We start from the raw sequence: 20,352 nt of genomic DNA, 5'->3' as shown, positions 1-20,352 counted from the left end.
CACTGCGCCATTTGTTTATCTGCGTTAGAATGTCGGCAGTGTAATTTAATTAAATATCGCCATGCAATCTTATCTCAATGCTAGCTTAAAAAATGTTCATACTTTTTCGATCGAACAGACTTGCGATGTACTTGTCGAAGTCACCTCTGTTGATGAACTCATCTCTGTATATCAAGACCCTCAATGGTCAGCCTTGCCTAAATTAATGCTCGGGAAAGGGAGTAATATGCTCTTTACTGAACATTTTTCGGGCTTGGTCATTGTTAATCGATTAAGTGGTATTGAGTTAACAGAAAGCTCAGAAAGTTACTCTCTACATGTCTCTGGTGGTGAAGACTGGCCTAGCCTTGTTGAGTGGAGTGTTGACCATGGACTGGGTGGTTTAGAGAACTTAGCCATGATCCCAGGCTGTTCTGGCTCTGCGCCAATTCAGAATATCGGTGCGTATGGTGTTGAACTACAAGATGTATGTGAATACGTTGATATTCTTTGTCTGGATACTTATACAGTTAAGCGATTAAGCAAAGAAGAATGTCTATTCGGTTATCGAGACTCTATTTTTAAGCACGCTCTTTACGGTAAAGCGATTGTTGTCGCGATTGGCTTAACATTAGCTAAAGAGTGGAAACCATGTAACCACTATGGTCCGCTTAAAAGTTTACCCACAGAAACACTTTCTCCTCGTTCTATATTCGATGAAGTGTGTGCTATACGCTCAAGTAAGCTACCAGACCCATCCGTGCAAGGGAATGCTGGAAGTTTCTTTAAAAACCCCGTGATCACCAAAGATCATTTTGATCGGTTGTCTGCGTTATTCCCAAACATTGTCGGTTACGAGAGTAACGACATGATCAAAGTCGCCGCTGGGTGGCTCATTGATCAATGCCAGTTTAAAGGTGTGATTGAAGGTGGTGCTCAAGTTCATCCAAACCAAGCTTTAGTTATCATCAATTATGATGAAGCGTCTGCTGTGGACATCCTCAAACTTGCAGCACGAGTACGTCAAGCTGTTCTGGACAAGTTCGATATTCCATTGGAACACGAAGTTCGCTTTATGGGCCAAGACAGTGAGACAAACTTAGACAAGGCGTTGGAGGCCATGGCATGAGAGAACACAGTACCAAGCTCACATTGCTAAAATGTCTTGCTGATGGCGAGTTTCATTCTGGTGAAGATCTGGGAGAAATGATTGGTGTGTCGAGAGCCGCCATCAGTAAACATATTAAAGGTATTCAAGAGTGGGGTTTGGATATCTATCGAGTACAAGGTAAGGGATATAAGTTAGCCAGTCGTTTGGATATGCTCGATCAGGAGAGGTTGTCAGCTGTTAGCCGTGATGCTTCTCTGGAGTTGATTCCAATCATAGGTTCAACAAACCAACACCTGTTAGAACGTACCAGCACCCTTGAGTCAGGCTCAGTCTGTGTGGCTGAATATCAAGCTGCAGGTCGCGGACGTCGTGGGCGTGAATGGGTATCGCCATTCGGTGCCAATCTATACCTTTCAATGTACTGGAGGCTCGATGCCGGTATGGCTGCGGCTATGGGACTGAGTCTTGTGGTTGGTGTTGCTGTTGTAGAGGCGTTGGAGGATATGGGGGTTGAAGGCGTTAAACTAAAGTGGCCGAACGACCTTTATCATAATGATAAGAAGCTCGCAGGCATCTTAGTAGAGCTGTCAGGGCAATCTGGTGGGGCTGCTCATATTGTAATTGGTTTGGGGCTTAATCTATCGATGGATCCCGCAACATCAGGTATTGGCCAACCATGGACCTCCCTCAAGGAAGTGTGTGATGGGAAAGTGCCAGATCGTAATGACTTAGCTCAGGCTTTGATTAATGCTTGGGACAAGTCGCTCGTCGACTATGAATTGAAAGGTATGTCCAATTTTGTCGAACGCTGGAATCGTTTAGATAACTTCTTAGGTCGCAACGTTAGACTGATCATTGGACCTAGAGAAATTGAAGGTGTAGTACAAGGTATCGATGAACAAGGTGCCGTATTACTCAAAACTGAGAACGGTGTTGAGAGTTATATCGGTGGAGAGATATCCCTAAGAAAAGGGGATTAAGAGGTTATTATTTTCTTAGTAACACTTCCTCAACCATATGATCAGCGCCTTTGCGTAAAATCAAGTGAGCTCTTTCTCTGGTCGGAAGGATATTTTGCTCTAGGTTCAAACCATTGATTGATTGCCAAATACCTTCTGCTTTTTCCTTAGCGGCTAGATCTGACAATTTAGTGTAGTGCCCGAAGTATGACCCCGGTTTAGCGAAGGCACCTTCACGAAACTTCATAAAACGATTTACATACCATTGTTGAATTTGAGCGCTTTCTGCATCGACATATAACGAGAAGTCGAGGAAGTCAGAAATAAAGACTCTATGAGGCTCATGTGGGTAATTCATACCGCTTTGTAGAACGTTGAGTCCTTCAATTATGAGCACATCGGGTAAGTCGACCTCTTTTACTTCCTTGGTAATGTTGTAGGTGAGGTGAGAGTACACAGGGGCTGTCACATTACGCTTACATGCCTTTACGTCTGAAACAAAGTTGACTAGCGCTTTAATATCATAAGACTCCGGGAACCCTTTCTTACTCATTAGGCCTTTTTCTTGTAGCACTTCATTGGGATACAAAAAGCCATCTGTCGTAACTAGCTCAACTTTAGGGTGGTTGTCCCAACGAGATAACAAAGCTTTGAGTAGACGAGCAGTTGTACTTTTACCTACCGCCACACTGCCAGCGATACCAATGATGAATGGTGGCGCTGTCTCTTTCTTATCCAGAAATTGATGAAGTACTGAGTTTCTATTTTGTCGAGCGGCCACATAGAGGTTCAACAGACGAGATAACGGTAGGTAAATTTCTACAGCTTCTTCCATTGTCAGCTTTTCATTGATGCCTTGAAGCTCTTTCAAATCGCTCTCAGAAAGTGTCATCGGAACTAAATTCCTTAGTTCAGACCACTGCGCGCGGTCAAATGACATAAATGGGCTCATACAAAACTCTATAGTGGATAACAAAACAAGTGCATGGAAAATACATCAAGCGATAGATAAATTAAATATCTTCCTTTACTAGATGCGGATTAAAGGCAGAAACCTTGAGCTAAATAACCGTATATATGAATTTGATAAGAGAATTTTTCACTTTTTTGCAATTTACTATTGCAAGGTGGAAAATCATTCAATAAAATGCGCCCCACTTGTGCCGACTTAGCTCAGTAGGTAGAGCAACTGACTTGTAATCAGTAGGTCACCAGTTCGATTCCGGTAGTCGGCACCACTTTCTCCCCTCTATTTATAGAGAGCGAGAGAAAGATCAAAATTTGGAGGGGTTCCCGAGTGGCCAAAGGGAGCAGACTGTAAATCTGCCGGCACTGCCTTCGATGGTTCGAATCCGTCTCCCTCCACCATATTCTAAAGGTTAAATAGCTCAAAAGAGTTACGTGTTGCGTGCATCGTATAATGGCTATTACCTCAGCCTTCCAAGCTGATGATGCGGGTTCGATTCCCGCTGCACGCTCCAACTCATTTTTGTGTGCTGATATAGCTCAGTCGGTAGAGCGCACCCTTGGTAAGGGTGAGGTCCCCAGTTCGACTCTGGGTATTAGCACCAGTCTAAAGCTTCTTCTCCTTTTAATAAAAAAACCATTTTTTTGGTTGCGTGGTCTTATTTTAAGCCACCTAATCCGTACCTAGAGGGACACCCCATGTCTAAAGAAAAATTTGAACGTACGAAACCGCACGTAAACGTTGGTACTATCGGCCACGTTGACCACGGTAAAACAACTCTAACTGCTGCTATCTGTACTACACTTGCAAAAGTGTACGGCGGTGTTGCTAAAGATTTCGCATCTATCGATAACGCTCCAGAAGAGCGCGAGCGCGGTATCACAATCGCAACTTCTCACGTTGAGTACGATACTCCTGAACGTCACTACGCACACGTAGACTGTCCTGGACACGCCGATTATGTTAAAAACATGATCACTGGTGCTGCTCAAATGGACGGCGGTATCCTAGTTGTTGCTGCTACAGATGGCCCTATGCCACAAACTCGTGAGCACATCCTACTTGGTCGTCAAGTTGGTATCCCTTACATCATCGTATTCATGAACAAATGTGACATGGTTGATGACGAAGAGCTACTTGAGCTAGTAGAAATGGAAGTTCGTGAACTTCTTTCTGAGTACGAATACCCAGGAGACGACCTTCCAGTAATTCAAGGTTCTGCACTTGGCGCTCTAAACGGCGAAAAGCAGTGGGAAGACAAGATCGTTGAGCTTGCAGAAGCACTAGATTCTTACATTCCACTTCCAGAGCGTGCTGTTGATCTACCGTTCCTACTTCCTATTGAAGATGTATTCTCAATCCAAGGTCGTGGTACTGTAGTTACTGGTCGTATCGAGCGCGGTATCCTACGTGTAGGTGACGAAGTAGAAATCGTTGGTATCAAAGAAACTACTCTTACTACTTGTACTGGTGTTGAAATGTTCCGTAAGCTGCTTGACGAAGGTCGTGCAGGTGAGAACGTTGGTGCACTTCTACGTGGTACTAAGCGTGATGACGTTGAACGTGGCCAAGTACTTTCTGCTAAAGGTTCAATCAACCCACACACTAAGTTTGAGTCTGAAGTATACGTACTTTCTAAAGACGAAGGCGGCCGTCACACTCCTTTCTTCAAGGGTTACCGTCCACAGTTCTACTTCCGTACAACTGACGTAACAGGCGATATCACTCTACCAGAAGGCGTAGAAATGGTAATGCCAGGTGACAACGTTCAAATGACTGTTGAGCTAATCGCTCCAATCGCAATGGACGAAGGTCTACGTTTCGCAATCCGCGAAGGTGGCCGTACAGTTGGTGCTGGTGTTGTAGCTAAAATCTTTGCATAAGATTTGACGAACCACTAGTAAAAAGGGCATCATTTGATGCCCTTTTTCTGCGCTGAAAAAAGAGTTGGGTGTTTTGACATCAATTTTAGCTCTTAGCAAAGAATTAAACGGTCTTTTTGACTAAAATGACTGTTAGATGTGTTGTTTTGCAACGCAAAGGAATGTGCCCTGCAACAGCGGGGTTATTGTCGTCTATATTTAAGACTTATCACAGGTTGGTTTTATGAAAGCAAACGCTGAAACTCCTGATAGCTCAGGTGCAGCAGATACAATGAAGTGGGTAGTCGCTTTTGTACTGTTGGCTGCTGCTGTTGTGGGTAATTACCTGTATGGTGAATTGTCTGTTGTAATTCGCGCTGCAGGTGTAGTTGTGCTGATTGCTGCCGCACTAGGCGTTGCAGCAACAACAACTAAAGGTAAAGCTGCGATCGATTTTGCAAAAGAATCTCGTATGGAGATTCGTAAAGTTGTTTGGCCTACTCGCCAAGAAACTATGCAAACTACATTGATCGTTTTAGCTGTATGTATTGTTATGTCTCTAGTGCTTTGGGGAATTGACGGCATTATGGTCCGTTTAGTTTCTCTAGCGACTGGGGTGTAGAGGGTTCTGATTCATGAGTGAAGCTCCAAAAAAACGTTGGTATGTAGTTCAAGCCTTTTCTGGCTATGAAGGTCGTGTATCTCAATCGTTACGCGAACATATTAAAATGCACGACATGGAAGAATTCTTTGGTGACGTTTTAGTACCTACTGAAGAAGTAGTGGAAATGCGTGCAGGTCAACGCCGTAAAAGCGAACGTAAGTTCTTCCCTGGCTACGTATTAGTGCAAATGATCATGAATGATGAATCATGGCACTTAGTACGCAGCATTCCTCGTGTTATGGGCTTCATTGGTGGTACCTCTGATCGTCCTGCACCAATCACTGACAAAGAAGCTGATGCTATCTTGAACCGTCTAGAGAAAGCGAGCGAGTCTCCACGTCCTAAGACAATGTTCGAAGCGGGTGAAGTGGTTCGTGTGAACGATGGTCCATTTGCTGACTTTAACGGTACTGTTGAAGAAGTGGATTACGAGAAGAGCCGCATTAAGGTATCTGTATCGATCTTTGGTCGTGCAACACCTGTTGAGCTTGAATTCGGTCAGGTTGAAAAACTAGACTAAGACTCGGTTAGTTTGAGTAAGCTGTTGATAACTATTTAACAAGCTGTTCAAAATGAAAGAGTATAAAAAATCACCTTTTTAGGGTTGTTAAAGGCGCGAATTATGATTATAATTTCGCGCCTTTTTACTTCTTAGGAAGTGAAAAGTAATTTATGAAATTAAGGGGAGCTCGCCTAAAGGCTAGCGCATGTACCCAAATATTTAGGAAATATCATGGCTAAGAAAGTTGAAGCTTATATCAAACTGCAAGTTGCAGCTGGTATGGCAAACCCAAGTCCACCGGTTGGTCCTGCTCTAGGTCAACACGGCGTGAACATCATGGAATTCTGTAAAGCGTTCAACGCAAAAACAGAATCTGTTGAGAAAGGTCTACCTACTCCAGTAGTTATTACTGTATACAACGACCGTTCTTTCACGTTCGTAACTAAGACTCCACCTGCTGCTGTTCTTCTTAAGAAAGCTGCTGGCGTTAAGTCTGGTTCTGGTCGTCCAAACACTGAAAAAGTGGGCACAGTAACTGACGCTCAAGTACAGGAAATCGCAGAAACTAAAGCTGCTGATATGACTGGTGCTGACATCGAAGCAATGAAGCGTTCTATTGCTGGTACTGCTCGTTCAATGGGCCTAGTGGTAGAGGGATAAGATCATGGCAAAACTTACTAAGCGTATGCGCGTAATCCGCGACAAAGTTGAAGTAACTAAAGAATACGAAATCAACGAAGCTATTGCTCTTCTTAAAGAACTAGCAACTGCTAAATTCGTTGAGTCTGTAGATGTTGCTGTTAACCTAGGCATCGATGCTCGTAAATCTGACCAAAACGTACGTGGCGCAACTGTGCTACCTCACGGTACTGGCCGTGAAATCCGCGTTGCTGTGTTCACTCAAGGTGCAAACGCAGAAGCAGCTAAAGAAGCTGGCGCAGATATCGTTGGTATGGAAGATCTTGCTGAGCAAGTGAAAAAAGGCGTAATGGACTTTGACGTTGTTGTTGCTTCTCCAGATGCAATGCGCGTTGTTGGTCAACTAGGTACAATCCTAGGTCCACGCGGTCTAATGCCAAACCCTAAAGTTGGTACTGTAACTCCTAACGTTGCTGAAGCAGTTAAAAATGCTAAAGCTGGTCAGGTTCGTTACCGTAACGACAAGAACGGCATCATCCACACTACTATCGGTAAAGCAACTTTCGAAGCTAACCAGCTTCAAGAGAACCTAGAAGCACTTCTAGTTGCTCTTAAGAAAGCTAAGCCTTCTTCAGCGAAAGGTACTTTCCTGAAGAAAGTAAGCATCTCTACTACGATGGGTGCTGGTGTTGCTGTTGATCAAGCTAGTCTTGACACACAAGCAAACTAATTTGCTTAGGCGTAGATTTAGTGTATACTTCTGCGCCTAATATTTGTGGTTGGGTGATTTTTGAAGCAATTCATAATCGTCTATCCCAAGACCGTAGGCGCTGTCGATTTTCTTTAGATTATTGATGGCTTAATAAAACCTACGTAGGCGATGTTGTGGTTTGAAGTGAATTTATTCATTTTTAAATAACATCGTAAACGCTCAATACATTTTGTATTGAGTGCTGTAATCACAACCAGAGGTTAATCCAAATGGCTTTAAATCTTCAAGACAAAAAAGCAATTGTTGCTGAAGTCAACGAAGCTGCCAGTGGTGCACTTTCTGCAGTTGTAGCTGATTCTCGTGGCGTTGAAGTTGGCGCAATGACTTCTCTACGTAAACAAGCTCGCGAAGCGGGTGTTTACATGAAAGTTGTTCGTAACACACTAGCACGCCGTGCGGTTCAGGGTACAGACTACGAGTGTCTAGTAGACACTTTCACTGGTCCAACTCTGATCGCATTCTCTAATGAGCACCCTGGTGCTGCTGCGCGTCTTTTCAAAGACTTCGCTAAAGAGAATAAAGATTTCGAGATCAAAGCTGCTGCATTTGAAGGCGCAGTTACTGATGCTGAAGTACTAGCGACACTACCAACTTACGACGAAGCTATCGCACGCCTAATGATGTGCATGAAAGAAGCTTCTGCTGGCAAGCTGGTTCGTACTATCGCTGCTGTTCGCGACCAAAAAGAAGAAGCTGCGGCATAAGCCTTGCTTTTCACTGGTTGCTATTTAAACTTATTGTTGACTTAAAAGAGAATTGTTATGTCTATTACTAACGAGCAAATCCTAGACGCAGTTGCAGAAATGTCTGTAATGCAAGTTGTTGAGCTTATCGAAGCTATGGAAGAAAAATTCGGTGTTACTGCTGCTGCTGCAGTTGTAGCTGGTGGTGCTTCTGCTGAAGCTGCTGCTGAGCAAACTGAATTCGACGTTATCCTTACTGGCGCTGGCGCAAACAAAGTTCAAGTTATCAAAGCTGTACGTGGCGCAACTGGCCTAGGTCTTAAAGAAGCTAAAGGTCTTGTAGACTCAGCTCCTGCAGCGCTTAAAGAAGGCGTTGACAAAGCTGAAGCTGAAGCTCTTAAAGCACAGCTAGAAGAAGTTGGCGCTTCTGTTGAAATCAAGTAATTATTACTTAATTTCCTAGCCGCAAGGCTATTGGCTGGTGGTTTATTAACCACCGGCCTTTTTGCGCTGTAGGGCTATGATGAATTTCCCGCTGTTTAAGCGTCATAGTCTGAGCAAAAAAACAGTTATTTCTTCGAAATAATTGTTAACCACAATAAACAGCTGTTAGTCACTGTCCCACTCTAATGAGCGTTTGGACAGTTTGGGTCACTTATCAGCGAGCTGAGGAACCCCATGGTTTACTCTTATACCGAGAAAAAGCGCATCCGTAAGGATTTTGGTACTCGTCCACAAGTTTTGGACATTCCATACCTGTTATCGATCCAGCTTGATTCTTTCGATAAATTCATCGAACAGGATCCAGAAGGTCAATACGGTCTTGAGGCTGCTTTTCGTTCTGTATTTCCAATTCAGAGCTACAACGGCAATTCTGAGCTGCAATACGTTAGCTACCGTCTTGGTGAGCCAGTATTTGATGTTAAAGAATGTCAAATTCGTGGTGTAACTTACTCAAAGCCACTACGCGTTAAACTGCGTCTAGTTATCTTTGATAGAGATGCGCCTGCAGGTACTGTAAAAGACATTAAAGAACAAGAAGTCTACATGGGCGAAATTCCGCTTATGACAGACAATGGTACTTTCGTAATTAATGGTACCGAGAGGGTTATCGTATCCCAGCTGCACCGAAGCCCAGGCGTGTTCTTCGACAGTGATAAGGGTAAGACCCACTCATCTGGTAAAGTTCTTTATAACGCACGTGTAATTCCTTACCGTGGCTCATGGTTAGACTTTGAGTTCGATCCTAAGGATAACTTATTCGTACGTATCGACCGTCGTCGTAAGCTACCAGCATCGATTATCCTTCGTGCACTTGGTAAATCGACAGAAGAGATCCTAGATCTGTTCTTCGACAAAGTGAACTTCGAAGTGAAAGACCAAACTCTACTTATGGAGTTGGTTCCTGATCGTCTACGTGGTGAAACTGCGTCATTCGACATCGAATCAAATGGTAAGACTTACGTTGAGACTGGTCGTCGTGTAACTGCTCGCCATATCCGTCAGCTTGAAAAAGATGGCGTTGAGCACATCGAAGTACCTGTAGAGTACATCGTTGAAAAGATTGCTGCGAAAGATTACATCAACGAAGCAACTGGCGAGATCATCGTTGGCGCGAACCAAGAGATCAGCCTAGAGGCACTTGCTAACTTATCTCAAGCAGGTCACAAATCTCTAGAAACTCTGTTCACGAATGACCTAGACCATGGTCCATTCATGTCAGACACTCTACGTGCAGATAGCACAGTAGATCGCATCTCTGCATTGGTAGAAATCTACCGCATGATGCGTCCTGGCGAGCCACCAACAAAAGAAGCTGCAGAATCATTATTCGAAAGCCTATTCTTCTCTGAAGATCGTTACGACCTATCAACTGTAGGCCGTATGAAATTCAACAGCTCTATCGAGCGTGAAGAAGAAGAAGAGCGCGGTACTCTGGATGAATCAGACATCATTGAAGTGATGAAGAAACTGATTGGCATCCGTAACGGTAAAGGCGAAGTGGACGATATCGACCACCTTGGCAACCGTCGTATCCGTTCTGTAGGTGAAATGGCAGAAAACCAATTTCGTGTTGGTCTAGTTCGTGTAGAACGTGCCGTTAAAGAACGTCTAAGCCTTGGTGACCTTGATGCAATCATGCCTCAAGATCTTATCAACGCTAAGCCGATCTCTGCTGCAGTTAAAGAATTCTTTGGCTCTTCACAGCTTTCACAGTTTATGGACCAAAACAACCCATTGTCAGAAGTTACGCACAAACGTCGTATCTCTGCTTTAGGTCCAGGCGGTCTAACTCGTGAACGCGCAGGCTTTGAAGTACGTGACGTTCACGTAACTCACTACGGTCGTCTATGTCCGATCGAAACGCCTGAAGGTCCAAACATCGGTCTGATTAACTCGCTATCTGCGTTTGCGCGTTGTAACGATTACGGTTTCCTAGAAACTCCGTACCGTCGCGTTGTAGATGGTGTAGTAACAGAAGAAGTTGATTACCTGTCTGCAATCCAGGAAGGTCAATTCGTTATCGCACAGGCAAACACGGTTCTTACTGAAGAAGCGACGTTTGCTGATGAGCTAATCACTGCTCGTCAAAAAGGTGAATCTGGTCTTCACCCACGCGATCACGTTGACTACATGGACGTTGCGACAAACCAAGTAGTATCTATCGCTGCTTCGCTTATCCCGTTCCTAGAACACGATGATGCGAACCGTGCATTGATGGGTGCGAACATGCAACGTCAAGCTGTACCAACACTTAGAGCTGATAAGCCTCTAGTAGGTACTGGTATTGAACGTAACATCGCAGTTGACTCTGGTGTTACAGCGGTTGCTAAACGTGGTGGTCAAGTTCAGTCTGTTGACGCTTCTCGTATCGTAGTTAAGGTTAACGAAGATGAATTGGTACCTGGCGAAGCTGGTATCGATATCTACAACCTAACTAAGTACACGCGTTCGAACCAAAACACATGTATTAACCAACGTCCAACTGTACTTCCTGGTGAACCAGTTGCACGTGGCGATGTTCTAGCTGATGGTCCTTCAACTGACCTTGGTGAACTTGCTCTTGGCCAAAACATGCGTATCGCGTTCATGCCTTGGAATGGTTACAACTTCGAAGACTCGATCTTAGTATCTGAGCGCGTAGTTCAAGAAGACCGTTTCACGACAATCCACATCCAAGAACTATCTTGTGTGGCTCGTGATACCAAGCTGGGCTCTGAAGAGATCACAGCTGATATTCCAAACGTAGGTGAGTCTGCTCTGTCTAAACTAGACGAGTCAGGTATCGTTTACATTGGTGCTGAAGTTAAGGGTGGCGACATCCTAGTTGGTAAAGTGACACCTAAAGGTGAAACTCAACTGACTCCTGAAGAGAAGCTACTACGTGCTATCTTCGGTGAGAAAGCATCTGATGTTAAAGATACTTCTCTACGTGTACCAAACTCTGTTTCGGGTACTATCATCGATGTACAAGTCTTCACTCGCGATGGCGTAGAGAAAGACAAACGTGCACTTGAAATCGAACAGATGCAGCTTAAAGAAGCTAAGAAAGACCTTACTGAAGAGTTCCAAATTCTTGAGGGTGGCCTTCTTAACCGCGTTAAAGCTGTACTTCTGTCTGGTGGTTACTCTGAAGCTAAGCTTGATACGATCGGTCGTAAGCAATGGCTAGAGCAAGTTCTAGAAGACGATGCGCTACAAACACAGCTTGAGCAACTTGCTGAGCAGTGGGATGAGCTAAAAGCAGACTTCGATAAGAAGTTTGAAACTAAGCGTCGTAAAATCACTCAAGGTGATGATCTAGCGCCTGGCGTTCTTAAGATTGTTAAAGTTTACCTAGCGGTTAAACGTCGTATCCAGCCTGGCGATAAGATGGCCGGTCGTCACGGTAACAAAGGTGTAATCTCTAAGATTAACCCTGTTGAAGACATGCCATACGATGAAAAAGGTCAGCCTGTAGACATCGTACTTAACCCACTGGGTGTACCATCGCGTATGAACATCGGTCAAATCCTAGAAGTACACTTAGGTTTGGCTGCTAAAGGTATCGGTGACAAGATCAACCAAATGGTTAAGGAACAACAAGAACTGCATAAGTTCCGTGAGTTCCTACAGAAGGTTTATGATCTTGGTGATACTCGTCAGAAAGTTGATATTGCTGAACTGTCTGATGATCAAGTTCGTACACTGATCAAGAACCTACGTGGCGGTCTACCGATTGCTACTCCTGTGTTCGACGGTGCTTCAGAAGCGTTAATCAAAGAACTACTTAAACTGGGTGATCTGCCAGAATCTGGTCAGCTTAAACTGTTTGATGGTCGTACTGGTGATTCGTTTGAGCGTCCTGTAACTGTTGGTTACATGTACATGCTGAAACTGAACCACTTGGTTGATGACAAGATGCATGCTCGTTCAACTGGTTCTTACAGCCTAGTAACTCAGCAACCACTTGGTGGTAAAGCTCAGTTCGGTGGTCAGCGTTTCGGTGAGATGGAAGTATGGGCACTAGAAGCATACGGTGCTGCATATACTCTACAAGAAATGCTAACAGTTAAGTCAGATGACGTTAACGGCCGTACTAAGATGTATAAGAACATCGTAGATGGTAACCATAGCATGGAACCTGGCATGCCAGAGTCGTTCAACGTACTGTTGAAAGAGATTCGCTCGCTAGGTATCAACATCGAGCTAGAAGACGAAGAGTAATCCCTCTTTTTTAAAAGAAGATTGGATTACTTGGTAAAGGGGGCTCACTTTAGTCGGTGAGCTCCTTTAACTCCTTACAGGAGCTGAACGTGAAAGACTTATTAAACTTTCTAAAAGCACAGCATAAGACCGAAGAATTTGATGCAATCAAAATCGGTCTATCTTCACCAGACACGATCCGTTCGTGGTCTTTTGGTGAAGTTAAAAAGCCAGAAACAATTAACTATCGTACGTTCAAACCTGAACGTGATGGTCTGTTCTGTGCTCGTATTTTTGGTCCAGTTAAAGATTACGAATGTCTTTGTGGCAAATACAAGCGCCTGAAGCACCGTGGTGTTATCTGTGAGAAGTGTGGCGTTGAAGTTACACAGACTAAAGTTCGTCGTGACCGTATGGGCCACATCGAGCTAGCTTCACCAGTTGCTCACATCTGGTTCCTAAAATCACTACCGTCTCGTATCGGTCTACTAATGGATATCCCTCTGCGTGATATCGAACGTGTTCTTTACTTCGAAATGTACGTAGTAACTGAACCGGGTATGACTGATCTAGAAAAATCTCAGATGCTTACTGAAGAAGAGTATCTGGATCGTCTAGAAGAGTGGGGTGACGAATTCACTGCTAAGATGGGTGCTGAAGCGATCAAAGATCTGCTTTCAACAATGGACCTTCATCAAGAAGTGGAAGAAATGCGCGAAGAGTTAGAAACAACTAACTCAGAAACTAAGCGTAAGAAAGTTACTAAGCGTTTGAAGCTAGTTGAAGCATTCATCTCTTCAGGCAACAAGCCTGAGTGGATGATCTTAACTGTACTTCCAGTGCTACCGCCAGATCTACGTCCTCTAGTTCCACTAGATGGCGGTCGTTTTGCGACTTCAGATCTGAACGACCTTTACCGTCGTGTGATCAACCGTAACAACCGTTTGAAGCGTCTTCTAGAGCTAGCTGCTCCGGACATCATCGTACGTAACGAAAAGCGTATGCTGCAAGAGTCTGTTGATGCACTTCTAGATAACGGTCGTCGCGGTCGTGCGATCACTGGCTCTAACAAGCGTCCTCTGAAATCTCTTGCTGATATGATCAAGGGTAAACAAGGTCGTTTCCGTCAGAACCTTCTAGGTAAACGTGTAGACTACTCTGGCCGTTCTGTAATCACAGTTGGTCCATACCTTCGTCTACACCAGTGTGGTCTTCCTAAGAAGATGGCACTTGAGCTATTTAAACCATTCATCTACAGCAAGTTAGAAACTCGTGGCATGGCTACGACAATCAAAGCTGCTAAGAAAATGGTAGAGCGCGAAGAAGCGATCGTTTGGGATATCCTAGACGAAGTTATCCGCGAACACCCAGTACTGCTTAACCGTGCACCTACACTTCACCGTCTAGGTATCCAAGCGTTTGAACCAGTACTAATCGAAGGTAAAGCGATTCAGCTTCACCCACTAGTGTGTGCGGCATACAACGCCGACTTCGATGGTGACCAAATGGCTGTACACGTGCCTCTAACTTTAGAAGCACAGCTAGAAGCTCGTACCCTAATGATGTCGACGAATAACATTCTGTCGCCAGCATCAGGTGATCCGATCATCGTTCCTTCTCAGGATGTTGTATTGGGTCTTTACTACATGACACGTGACAAGATCAACGTGAAAGGTGAAGGTATGTACCTTGCTGGCCCTGAAGAGGCTGAAAAGGCATACCGTACTAAGACTGCTGAGCTACACGCTCGCGTTAAAGTACGTATCACTGAAACTGTAGTAGACGAAGACGGCAACAGCACAACGAACACTGGCCTAGTTGATACGACTGTAGGTCGTGCAATGCTTTGGCAGATCGTTCCTAGAGGCCTTCCGTACAGCATCGTTAACCAAAAGTTAGGTAAGAAGCAGATCTCTACTCTTCTTAACGAGTGTTACCGTAAGCTTGGTCTAAAAGACACAGTAGTCTTTGCTGACCAAATCATGTACGCAGGTTTTGCATACGCAGCACTTTCAGGTGTTTCTGTTGGTATCGACGATATGGTTGTTCCAGCGGCTAAGTACACTGAAATTTCTGATGCAGAAGAAGAAGTTCGCGAAATCCAAGAGCAATTCCAATCTGGTCTTGTTACTGCGGGTGAGCGTTACAACAAAGTTATCGATATCTGGGCGTCTACGAACGACCGTGTTGCGAAAGCAATGATGGATAACCTTTCTTCTGAAACAGTTATTAACCGTGACGGCGAAGAAGAACAGCAAGAATCGTTCAACAGCATCTACATGATGGCCGATTCAGGCGCACGTGGTTCTGCAGCTCAGATTCGTCAGCTAGCAGGTATGCGTGGTCTGATGGCGCGTCCAGATGGTTCTATCATCGAAACGCCGATCACTGCGAACTTTAAAGAAGGTCTAAACGTCCTTCAGTACTTTATCTCAACGCACGGTGCTCGTAAGGGTCTTGCGGATACAGCACTGAAAACAGCTAACTCGGGTTACCTAACTCGTCGTCTAGTAGACGTAGCACAAGACGTTGTAGTACACGAACATGACTGTGGCACGCATGAAGGTATCGACATGATGCCTCACATCGAAGGTGGTGACGTTAAAGTTGCACTTTCTGAGCTTGCTCTTGGTCGTGTAGTTGCTGAAGATGTTCTTAAGCCTGGTACTGAAGATGTACTGATTCCACGTAATACTCTGATTGATGAGAAGTGGTGTCAAATCATGGAAGACAACTCTGTAGATAGCATGAAAGTGCGCTCAGTTGTTACCTGTGATGCAGACTTCGGTTGTTGTGCACAGTGTTACGGTCGTGACCTAGCACGTGGCCACCTAGTGAACCAAGGTGAAGCAGTTGGTGTTATCGCTGCACAATCTATCGGTGAACCGGGTACACAGCTTACAATGCGTACGTTCCACATCGGTGGTGCGGCATCTACTGCAGCAGCAGAGAACAGCATCCAAGCTAAGACAACTGGTACTGTGAAACTTCACAATGCTAAGTTTGTAGTTAACAAAGATAAGAAACTGGTTATCACTTCTCGTGCATCTGAGATGACGATTATTGATGAATTCGGCCGTACGAAAGAGAAGCACAAACTTCCTTACGGTTCGATGCTAACCAAAGGCGACAACGCAGCAGTTACTGCTGGTGAAGTTGTAGCTAACTGGGAAGCGCATACCATGCCAATCATCACTGAAGTGGCAGGTCGTATCCAATTCGTAGATATGATCGATGGTATTACAGTTTCTCGTCAAACTGACGATCTAACTGGTCTTTCTTCAAGTGAAGTAACAGACGCAGCAGCTCGCCCAGCAGCAGGTAAAGATATGCGTCCAGCTATCAAACTTGTTGATGAGCAAGGTAACGACGTAATGATCCCTGGTACTGATATGCCAGCTCACTACTTCTTACCTGGCAAAGCGATTGTAAACATCGAAGATGGCGCTGAAGTTGGCATTGGTGACACACTATCTCGTATCCCTCAAAAATCGAGCGGAAACAAAGATATCACCGGTGGTCTACCACGCGTAGCTGACCTATTCGAAGCTCGTAAGCCTAAAGAGCCTGCGATCCTTGCTGAGCACACAGGTACTGTGTCGTTTGGTAAAGAAACGAAAGGTAAGCGTCGTCTAGTAATCACTCGTGAAGGCGGTGACGCTTACGAAGAGATGATTCCTAAGCATCGTCAATTGAACGTGTTCGAAGGTGAGAAGATTGAACGTGGTGATGTAATCGCCGACGGTCCTGAAACTCCACACGATATCCTGCGTCTACGTGGTATCCACGCAGTAACTCAGTACATCGCGAACGAAGTTCAAGAAGTTTACCGCTTACAAGGCGTAAAGATTAACGATAAGCACATCGAGACTATCGTTCGTCAAATGCTACGTAAGTGTACAATCACTCATTCTGGTGACTCTCCGTTCCTACCTGGCGAACAAGTTGAGTACCACAATGTTAAGATTGCTAACCGTAAGCTAGAAGCTGAAGGTAAAGAACTAGTACGTTTCGAACGTGATCTACTAGGTATTACTAAAGCATCTCTTGCAACTGAGTCATTCATCTCAGCTGCATCGTTCCAAGAAACGACTCGCGTACTAACAGAAGCTGCGGTTTCTGGTAAGCGTGATGACCTTCGCGGTCTGAAAGAGAACGTAATTGTTGGTCGTCTGATCCCAGCTGGTACTGGTTTCGCATACCACCAAGAGCGTCAAAAGCAACGTGAAGAAGAGCAAGAAGGTCCTTCAGCTGAACAAGCTACTGACAATCTAGCAGCACTTCTAAACGCTGGTTTCTCTTCAGAAGAGTAAGCTCTACGAGTAGTCTCTAAGAGATAAGAAAAAAGGCACCTTCGGGTGCCTTTTTTGTATCTGTCGTTTGGCTTAAATCGGATTAATCTTGCAGGGGCAAACTAGTATCTTTGGTACAAGTTTCAAGTGAGCTATGTGTTTCATTTTTGGAATAGAGTTAATGACGTTGCAGTCTCTACGAATTTATATAGAGAACCGTAAGCTGGGTGTGTAGGTTGCTGATATGCAGGAATGTGTGCGAAGAGATAGCAATAAGAGAGTATCAATGGGTTGCAGGCTATCAAGCTCTAGGCTTCTGGAGATAGGTGATATTCATGATTCATAGACAAAACAAAAAGCTTGCACAGAGGCAAGCTTACAAGATAGTTAGCCAGCTAAGCTCCTGGCGGAACCGCTAGGCTATCGGCAATTTGCTGTATCAGTTGATCTTCAACCTCAAACCTCGCCTCAATAATCTCACCAATCAAAGATAAATCACTGTCAAAGCTCTCTAATGCATCGCTGGCTTTGATGGCGGCGTACTTATCGGTAAAGTTTAGTAGTGGCTCTGTGGTAAGGACGATATGACCATAAGATTTGTTAATTTCGTCTGTTGCTTTGAAGCCAGTAGACTGCCACTTGTCCATCACCATGTCATAGATTTTGAAATGACCTTCGGAGATGTAATCAACAAGATGTTGGCTGAATTTTTGGAGCGCTTCTGGAGAAGGTAGTTCGGTAATTGCCGTTGCTTTCGATGATGAAGGCTGTAGAGCGGCAAGCTTACAATACTCAACGATTAGAGACTGTCGAGTTTCGAGCCAATGATCGATGACCTCATTAGAGCCACCCCATTGTTCTTGTATTTGTTTGAATTTATTTAGCATGACCATGTCCTCATGATCTGATCACAACCTTGTGATCATGGTAATTGCCTAAGCAAGGTCCGTTTATTGGTAACTACTAAAAGTAATAGCTTGAAATATTCTCTGCTACAACTCTAGTATGAAATTAGATTGCCAGTAAAATGAACGAACTGCAAGCAATGAGGCATAGGGATGTTAAAAAAAAGTGATACAAAAATGACAGAGCAAGCTTACTGGTGCGTCGTTTCTGGTAGTGATATTTGGGTTAGTAATGATCAGTTTCCTTATGGCTCGGCTGATGAGTTAGGACTCAGTGTTGAACACGCTATCTGTATTGGTCAGCACCAAGGTTGTCAGGTCTATTGGCTCAACGACTGCGATGTCGAGAGTGAACTGACCATGGTCAACCTACGTGAGTTATTGCACTGGTCTGAATCGAGCTTTCTTATGGCAAGTAAGGCTATACAGTACGGGCACATGACTCAAAGTATGCGTTTTTGTCCACAGTGCGGCGGTCGTAATCATTTGAATCACAATCAGGTTGCGATGCAGTGTGGTGACTGTCGAACTCTTCATTACCCTCGTATCTTCCCGTGCATCATTGTCGCTGTGCGAAACGACAACAAGATATTGCTTGCGCAGCACCCAAGGCACAAAACAGGCATGTATACCGTGATAGCGGGCTTCTTAGAGGTTGGAGAAACCTTAGAACAGTGTGTGGCGCGAGAAGTCAAAGAAGAAACGGGTATCGACGTGAGTAACATTCGTTACTTTGGTAGCCAGCCATGGGCGTTTCCATCGAGTATGATGATGGCCTTTCTTGCTGACTATGCTGGTGGAACGCTAAAACCAGATTACAGTGAACTGTCGGATGCACAATGGTTTGACGTAACAACCCTGCCGGATGTCGCTCCAGTTGGAACCATTGCGAGACAATTGATTGAGAAAACAGTCGATGACGTGATGAAAGATGCAGTGACGGAGCAGGAACTCGAGCACTAATTGGCCAGTGATGGTATTTGGCCTATGGGTGGTCAAAAGCTAAAAAAAACCCTCCACAAGTGGAGGGGGTAAGTAAGATGTCGTTATGAGATGCTGAGTAGTGACTACTCAGATGTTATAATTGTAATTTTCGCTAGCGAACAAATTTTTAACATGCGCCTGCAATTGGGTGCAAATTAAGCATTGATTTAAAAGTTAATAACTTGATCTAGGTTGCAAAGCACACAGCTTTTACCCCTCAATCAGTGTTAGAATACTTGCCATCAAAACTAGACAAGATTGAATTGGAATTGAACGGAATGACCGAATTAAAAAATGATCGCTATTTACGCGCACTTTTAAAGCAGCCTGTTGATTGCACTCCAGTATGGATGATGCGCCAAGCGGGTCGCTATCTTCCTGAATACAAAGCAACGCGTGCAGAAGCTGGCGATTTCATGTCTTTGTGCAAGAACGCGGAACTAGCATCAGAAGTAACACTTCAGCCTTTGCGTCGTTTCCCTCTTGATGCGGCAATCTTGTTCTCTGACATCCTAACGATCCCAGATGCGATGGGTTTAGGTTTGTACTTCGAAACAGGTGAAGGCCCTAAATTTGAGCGTCCGATTACTTGTAAAGCCGACGTAGAGAAAATTGGCCTACCGGATCCAGAAGGTGAGCTTCAATACGTAATGAACGCTGTTCGTCAGATCCGTAAAGATCTGAAAGGCGAAGTGCCACTGATTGGTTTCTCTGGTAGCCCTTGGACATTGGCAACTTACATGGTTGAAGGCAGCAGCTCGAAGGCGTTTACTAAAATCAAGAAGATGATGTATGCAGAACCACAAACGCTGCACTTACTTCTCGATAAGCTTGCTGACACTGTTATTGAATACCTGAACGCGCAAATTAAAGCGGGTGCACAATCGGTAATGGTATTCGACACATGGGGTGGTGTACTGACTCCGCGTGACTACAACCTGTTCTCACTACAGTACATGCACAAAATTGTCGATGGTCTAATCCGTGAAAACGAAGGTCGCCGTGTACCGGTTACTCTGTTCACTAAGAACGGTGGCATGTGGCTAGAATCTATCGCAGCGACTGGCTGTGATGCAGTTGGCCTAGACTGGACAATCAATATTGCTGATGCAAAAGCACGTATTGGCGATAAAGTGGCTCTACAAGGCAACATGGATCCATCAGTACTTTACGCACAACCTGAGCGTATTCGTGAAGAAGTCGGCACTATCCTTGAAGGTTTTGGTGACGGCGGTACTGGCCACGTATTTAACCTTGGCCATGGTATTCACCTAGATGTGCCACCAGAAAATGCTGGTGTATTTGTGGACGCAGTTCACGACCTATCTAAGCCATACCACAAGTAAT

The 20,352-nt window shown here is 44.6% G+C and carries 15 protein-coding genes and 4 tRNA genes; 17 read left to right on the top strand and 2 right to left on the bottom strand.

All coding sequences use genetic code 11. The annotated features are described in order from the left end of the window. The first annotated feature begins 61 nt into the window (after positions 1-61). Both murB and birA read left to right on the top strand, forming a co-directional pair. A complete protein-coding gene (murB, locus tag QWZ07_RS21425; protein ID WP_192853322.1) occupies positions 62-1,108 on the top strand; it encodes a UDP-N-acetylmuramate dehydrogenase in 1,047 nt (348 codons plus the stop codon). Continuing rightward, on the top strand, positions 1,105-2,070 hold the full coding sequence (gene birA, locus QWZ07_RS21420) for a bifunctional biotin--[acetyl-CoA-carboxylase] ligase/biotin operon repressor BirA (RefSeq protein WP_065112069.1): 966 nt from the start codon (positions 1,105-1,107) through the stop codon (positions 2,068-2,070). The genes murB and birA overlap by 4 nt, the downstream gene beginning before the upstream one ends. A 7-nt stretch (positions 2,071-2,077) precedes the next feature. Here the strand turns inward: birA and coaA are convergent, their stop codons facing one another. Next, positions 2,078-3,001, bottom strand: a complete 924-nt coding sequence (gene coaA / locus QWZ07_RS21415) for a type I pantothenate kinase (RefSeq protein WP_017108613.1) — start codon at positions 2,999-3,001, stop codon at positions 2,078-2,080. A 210-nt stretch (positions 3,002-3,211) separates the two neighbouring features. Here coaA and QWZ07_RS21410 point away from each other — a divergent pair. The 13 genes from QWZ07_RS21410 to rpoC all read left to right on the top strand — a co-directional run bounded on the left by QWZ07_RS21410 (position 3,212) and on the right by rpoC (position 17,137). Next, positions 3,212-3,287, top strand: a tRNA-Thr gene (locus QWZ07_RS21410). A 45-nt stretch (positions 3,288-3,332) separates the two neighbouring features. Beyond that, positions 3,333-3,417, top strand: a tRNA-Tyr gene (locus QWZ07_RS21405). A 38-nt stretch (positions 3,418-3,455) separates the two neighbouring features. Beyond that, positions 3,456-3,530: transfer RNA gene (locus QWZ07_RS21400), tRNA-Gly, on the top strand. Positions 3,531-3,544: 14 nt separating this feature from the next. After that, a tRNA-Thr gene (locus tag QWZ07_RS21395) sits at positions 3,545-3,620 on the top strand. A 94-nt stretch (positions 3,621-3,714) separates the two neighbouring features. Next, positions 3,715-4,899, top strand: coding sequence for an elongation factor Tu (gene tuf, locus QWZ07_RS21390; protein ID WP_012604914.1), 1,185 nt, complete (start codon positions 3,715-3,717; stop codon positions 4,897-4,899). A gap of 223 nt (positions 4,900-5,122) precedes the next feature. Further along, positions 5,123-5,500, top strand: coding sequence for a preprotein translocase subunit SecE (gene secE / locus QWZ07_RS21385; RefSeq protein ID WP_017096511.1), 378 nt, complete (start codon positions 5,123-5,125; stop codon positions 5,498-5,500). Positions 5,501-5,513: 13 nt separating this feature from the next. Continuing rightward, the gene (gene nusG, locus QWZ07_RS21380; RefSeq protein ID WP_012605006.1) at positions 5,514-6,062 is read left to right on the top strand and encodes a transcription termination/antitermination protein NusG; all 549 of its coding nucleotides are present in this window, start codon (positions 5,514-5,516) and stop codon (positions 6,060-6,062) included. 213 nt (positions 6,063-6,275) lie between these two features. After that, positions 6,276-6,704, top strand: a complete 429-nt coding sequence (rplK, locus tag QWZ07_RS21375) for a 50S ribosomal protein L11 (RefSeq protein ID WP_010435555.1) — start codon at positions 6,276-6,278, stop codon at positions 6,702-6,704. A 4-nt stretch (positions 6,705-6,708) separates the two neighbouring features. Next, entirely contained in the window at positions 6,709-7,413 is a 705-nt protein-coding gene (gene rplA / locus QWZ07_RS21370; RefSeq protein ID WP_017104577.1) for a 50S ribosomal protein L1, read from the top strand. 251 nt (positions 7,414-7,664) lie between these two features. After that, positions 7,665-8,159, top strand: a complete 495-nt coding sequence (gene rplJ, locus QWZ07_RS21365) for a 50S ribosomal protein L10 (RefSeq protein WP_010435550.1) — start codon at positions 7,665-7,667, stop codon at positions 8,157-8,159. Positions 8,160-8,216: 57 nt separating this feature from the next. Beyond that, positions 8,217-8,582, top strand: coding sequence for a 50S ribosomal protein L7/L12 (gene rplL / locus QWZ07_RS21360; RefSeq protein ID WP_004729770.1), 366 nt, complete (start codon positions 8,217-8,219; stop codon positions 8,580-8,582). Between the two features lie 234 nt (positions 8,583-8,816). Next, positions 8,817-12,845 carry a DNA-directed RNA polymerase subunit beta gene (gene rpoB, locus QWZ07_RS21355; RefSeq protein WP_017104578.1) on the top strand — a complete coding sequence of 1,343 codons (4,029 nt, stop codon included), beginning with the start codon at positions 8,817-8,819 and terminating at the stop codon, positions 12,843-12,845. 89 nt (positions 12,846-12,934) lie between these two features. Further along, on the top strand, positions 12,935-17,137 hold the full coding sequence (rpoC, locus tag QWZ07_RS21350; protein ID WP_029223217.1) for a DNA-directed RNA polymerase subunit beta': 4,203 nt from the start codon (positions 12,935-12,937) through the stop codon (positions 17,135-17,137). Between the two features lie 374 nt (positions 17,138-17,511). Here the strand turns inward: rpoC and rsd are convergent, their stop codons facing one another. After that, positions 17,512-18,009 (bottom strand): sigma D regulator, encoded by a 498-nt coding sequence (gene rsd / locus QWZ07_RS21345; protein ID WP_192853323.1) that lies wholly within the window; start codon positions 18,007-18,009, stop codon positions 17,512-17,514. A gap of 165 nt (positions 18,010-18,174) precedes the next feature. Here rsd and nudC point away from each other — a divergent pair, with 165 nt between their 5' ends. Together nudC and hemE are read left to right on the top strand one after the other, a co-directional pair. Next, positions 18,175-18,984 (top strand): NAD(+) diphosphatase, encoded by an 810-nt coding sequence (gene nudC, locus QWZ07_RS21340; RefSeq protein ID WP_192853324.1) that lies wholly within the window; start codon positions 18,175-18,177, stop codon positions 18,982-18,984. 299 nt (positions 18,985-19,283) lie between these two features. Then, positions 19,284-20,351, top strand: a complete 1,068-nt coding sequence (hemE, locus tag QWZ07_RS21335) for a uroporphyrinogen decarboxylase (protein ID WP_029223216.1) — start codon at positions 19,284-19,286, stop codon at positions 20,349-20,351. The last annotated feature ends 1 nt before the right edge of the window (position 20,352 follow it).

Source organism: Vibrio lentus (genome assembly GCF_030409755.1).
Taxonomy (GTDB): Bacteria; Pseudomonadota; Gammaproteobacteria; order Enterobacterales; family Vibrionaceae; genus Vibrio; species Vibrio lentus.
Note: the sequence above shows the minus strand (reverse complement) of the source record. Positions and strands in the feature narration are given on the sequence as shown.

Excerpts from the sequence above, each read along its gene's own strand:
- murB (WP_192853322.1), top strand. The coding sequence starts at position 62 with ATGCAATCTTATCTCAATGCTAGCTTAAAAAATGTTCATACTTTTTCG.
- birA (WP_065112069.1), top strand. The coding sequence starts at position 1,105 with ATGAGAGAACACAGTACCAAGCTCACATTGCTAAAATGTCTTGCTGAT.
- coaA (WP_017108613.1), bottom strand. The coding sequence starts at position 3,001 with ATGAGCCCATTTATGTCATTTGACCGCGCGCAGTGGTCTGAACTAAGG.
- tuf (WP_012604914.1), top strand. The coding sequence starts at position 3,715 with ATGTCTAAAGAAAAATTTGAACGTACGAAACCGCACGTAAACGTTGGT.
- secE (WP_017096511.1), top strand. The coding sequence starts at position 5,123 with ATGAAAGCAAACGCTGAAACTCCTGATAGCTCAGGTGCAGCAGATACA.
- nusG (WP_012605006.1), top strand. The coding sequence starts at position 5,514 with ATGAGTGAAGCTCCAAAAAAACGTTGGTATGTAGTTCAAGCCTTTTCT.
- rplK (WP_010435555.1), top strand. The coding sequence starts at position 6,276 with ATGGCTAAGAAAGTTGAAGCTTATATCAAACTGCAAGTTGCAGCTGGT.
- rplA (WP_017104577.1), top strand. The coding sequence starts at position 6,709 with ATGGCAAAACTTACTAAGCGTATGCGCGTAATCCGCGACAAAGTTGAA.
- rplJ (WP_010435550.1), top strand. The coding sequence starts at position 7,665 with ATGGCTTTAAATCTTCAAGACAAAAAAGCAATTGTTGCTGAAGTCAAC.
- rplL (WP_004729770.1), top strand. The coding sequence starts at position 8,217 with ATGTCTATTACTAACGAGCAAATCCTAGACGCAGTTGCAGAAATGTCT.
- rpoB (WP_017104578.1), top strand. The coding sequence starts at position 8,817 with ATGGTTTACTCTTATACCGAGAAAAAGCGCATCCGTAAGGATTTTGGT.
- rsd (WP_192853323.1), bottom strand. The coding sequence starts at position 18,009 with ATGGTCATGCTAAATAAATTCAAACAAATACAAGAACAATGGGGTGGC.
- nudC (WP_192853324.1), top strand. The coding sequence starts at position 18,175 with ATGTTAAAAAAAAGTGATACAAAAATGACAGAGCAAGCTTACTGGTGC.
- hemE (WP_029223216.1), top strand. The coding sequence starts at position 19,284 with ATGACCGAATTAAAAAATGATCGCTATTTACGCGCACTTTTAAAGCAG.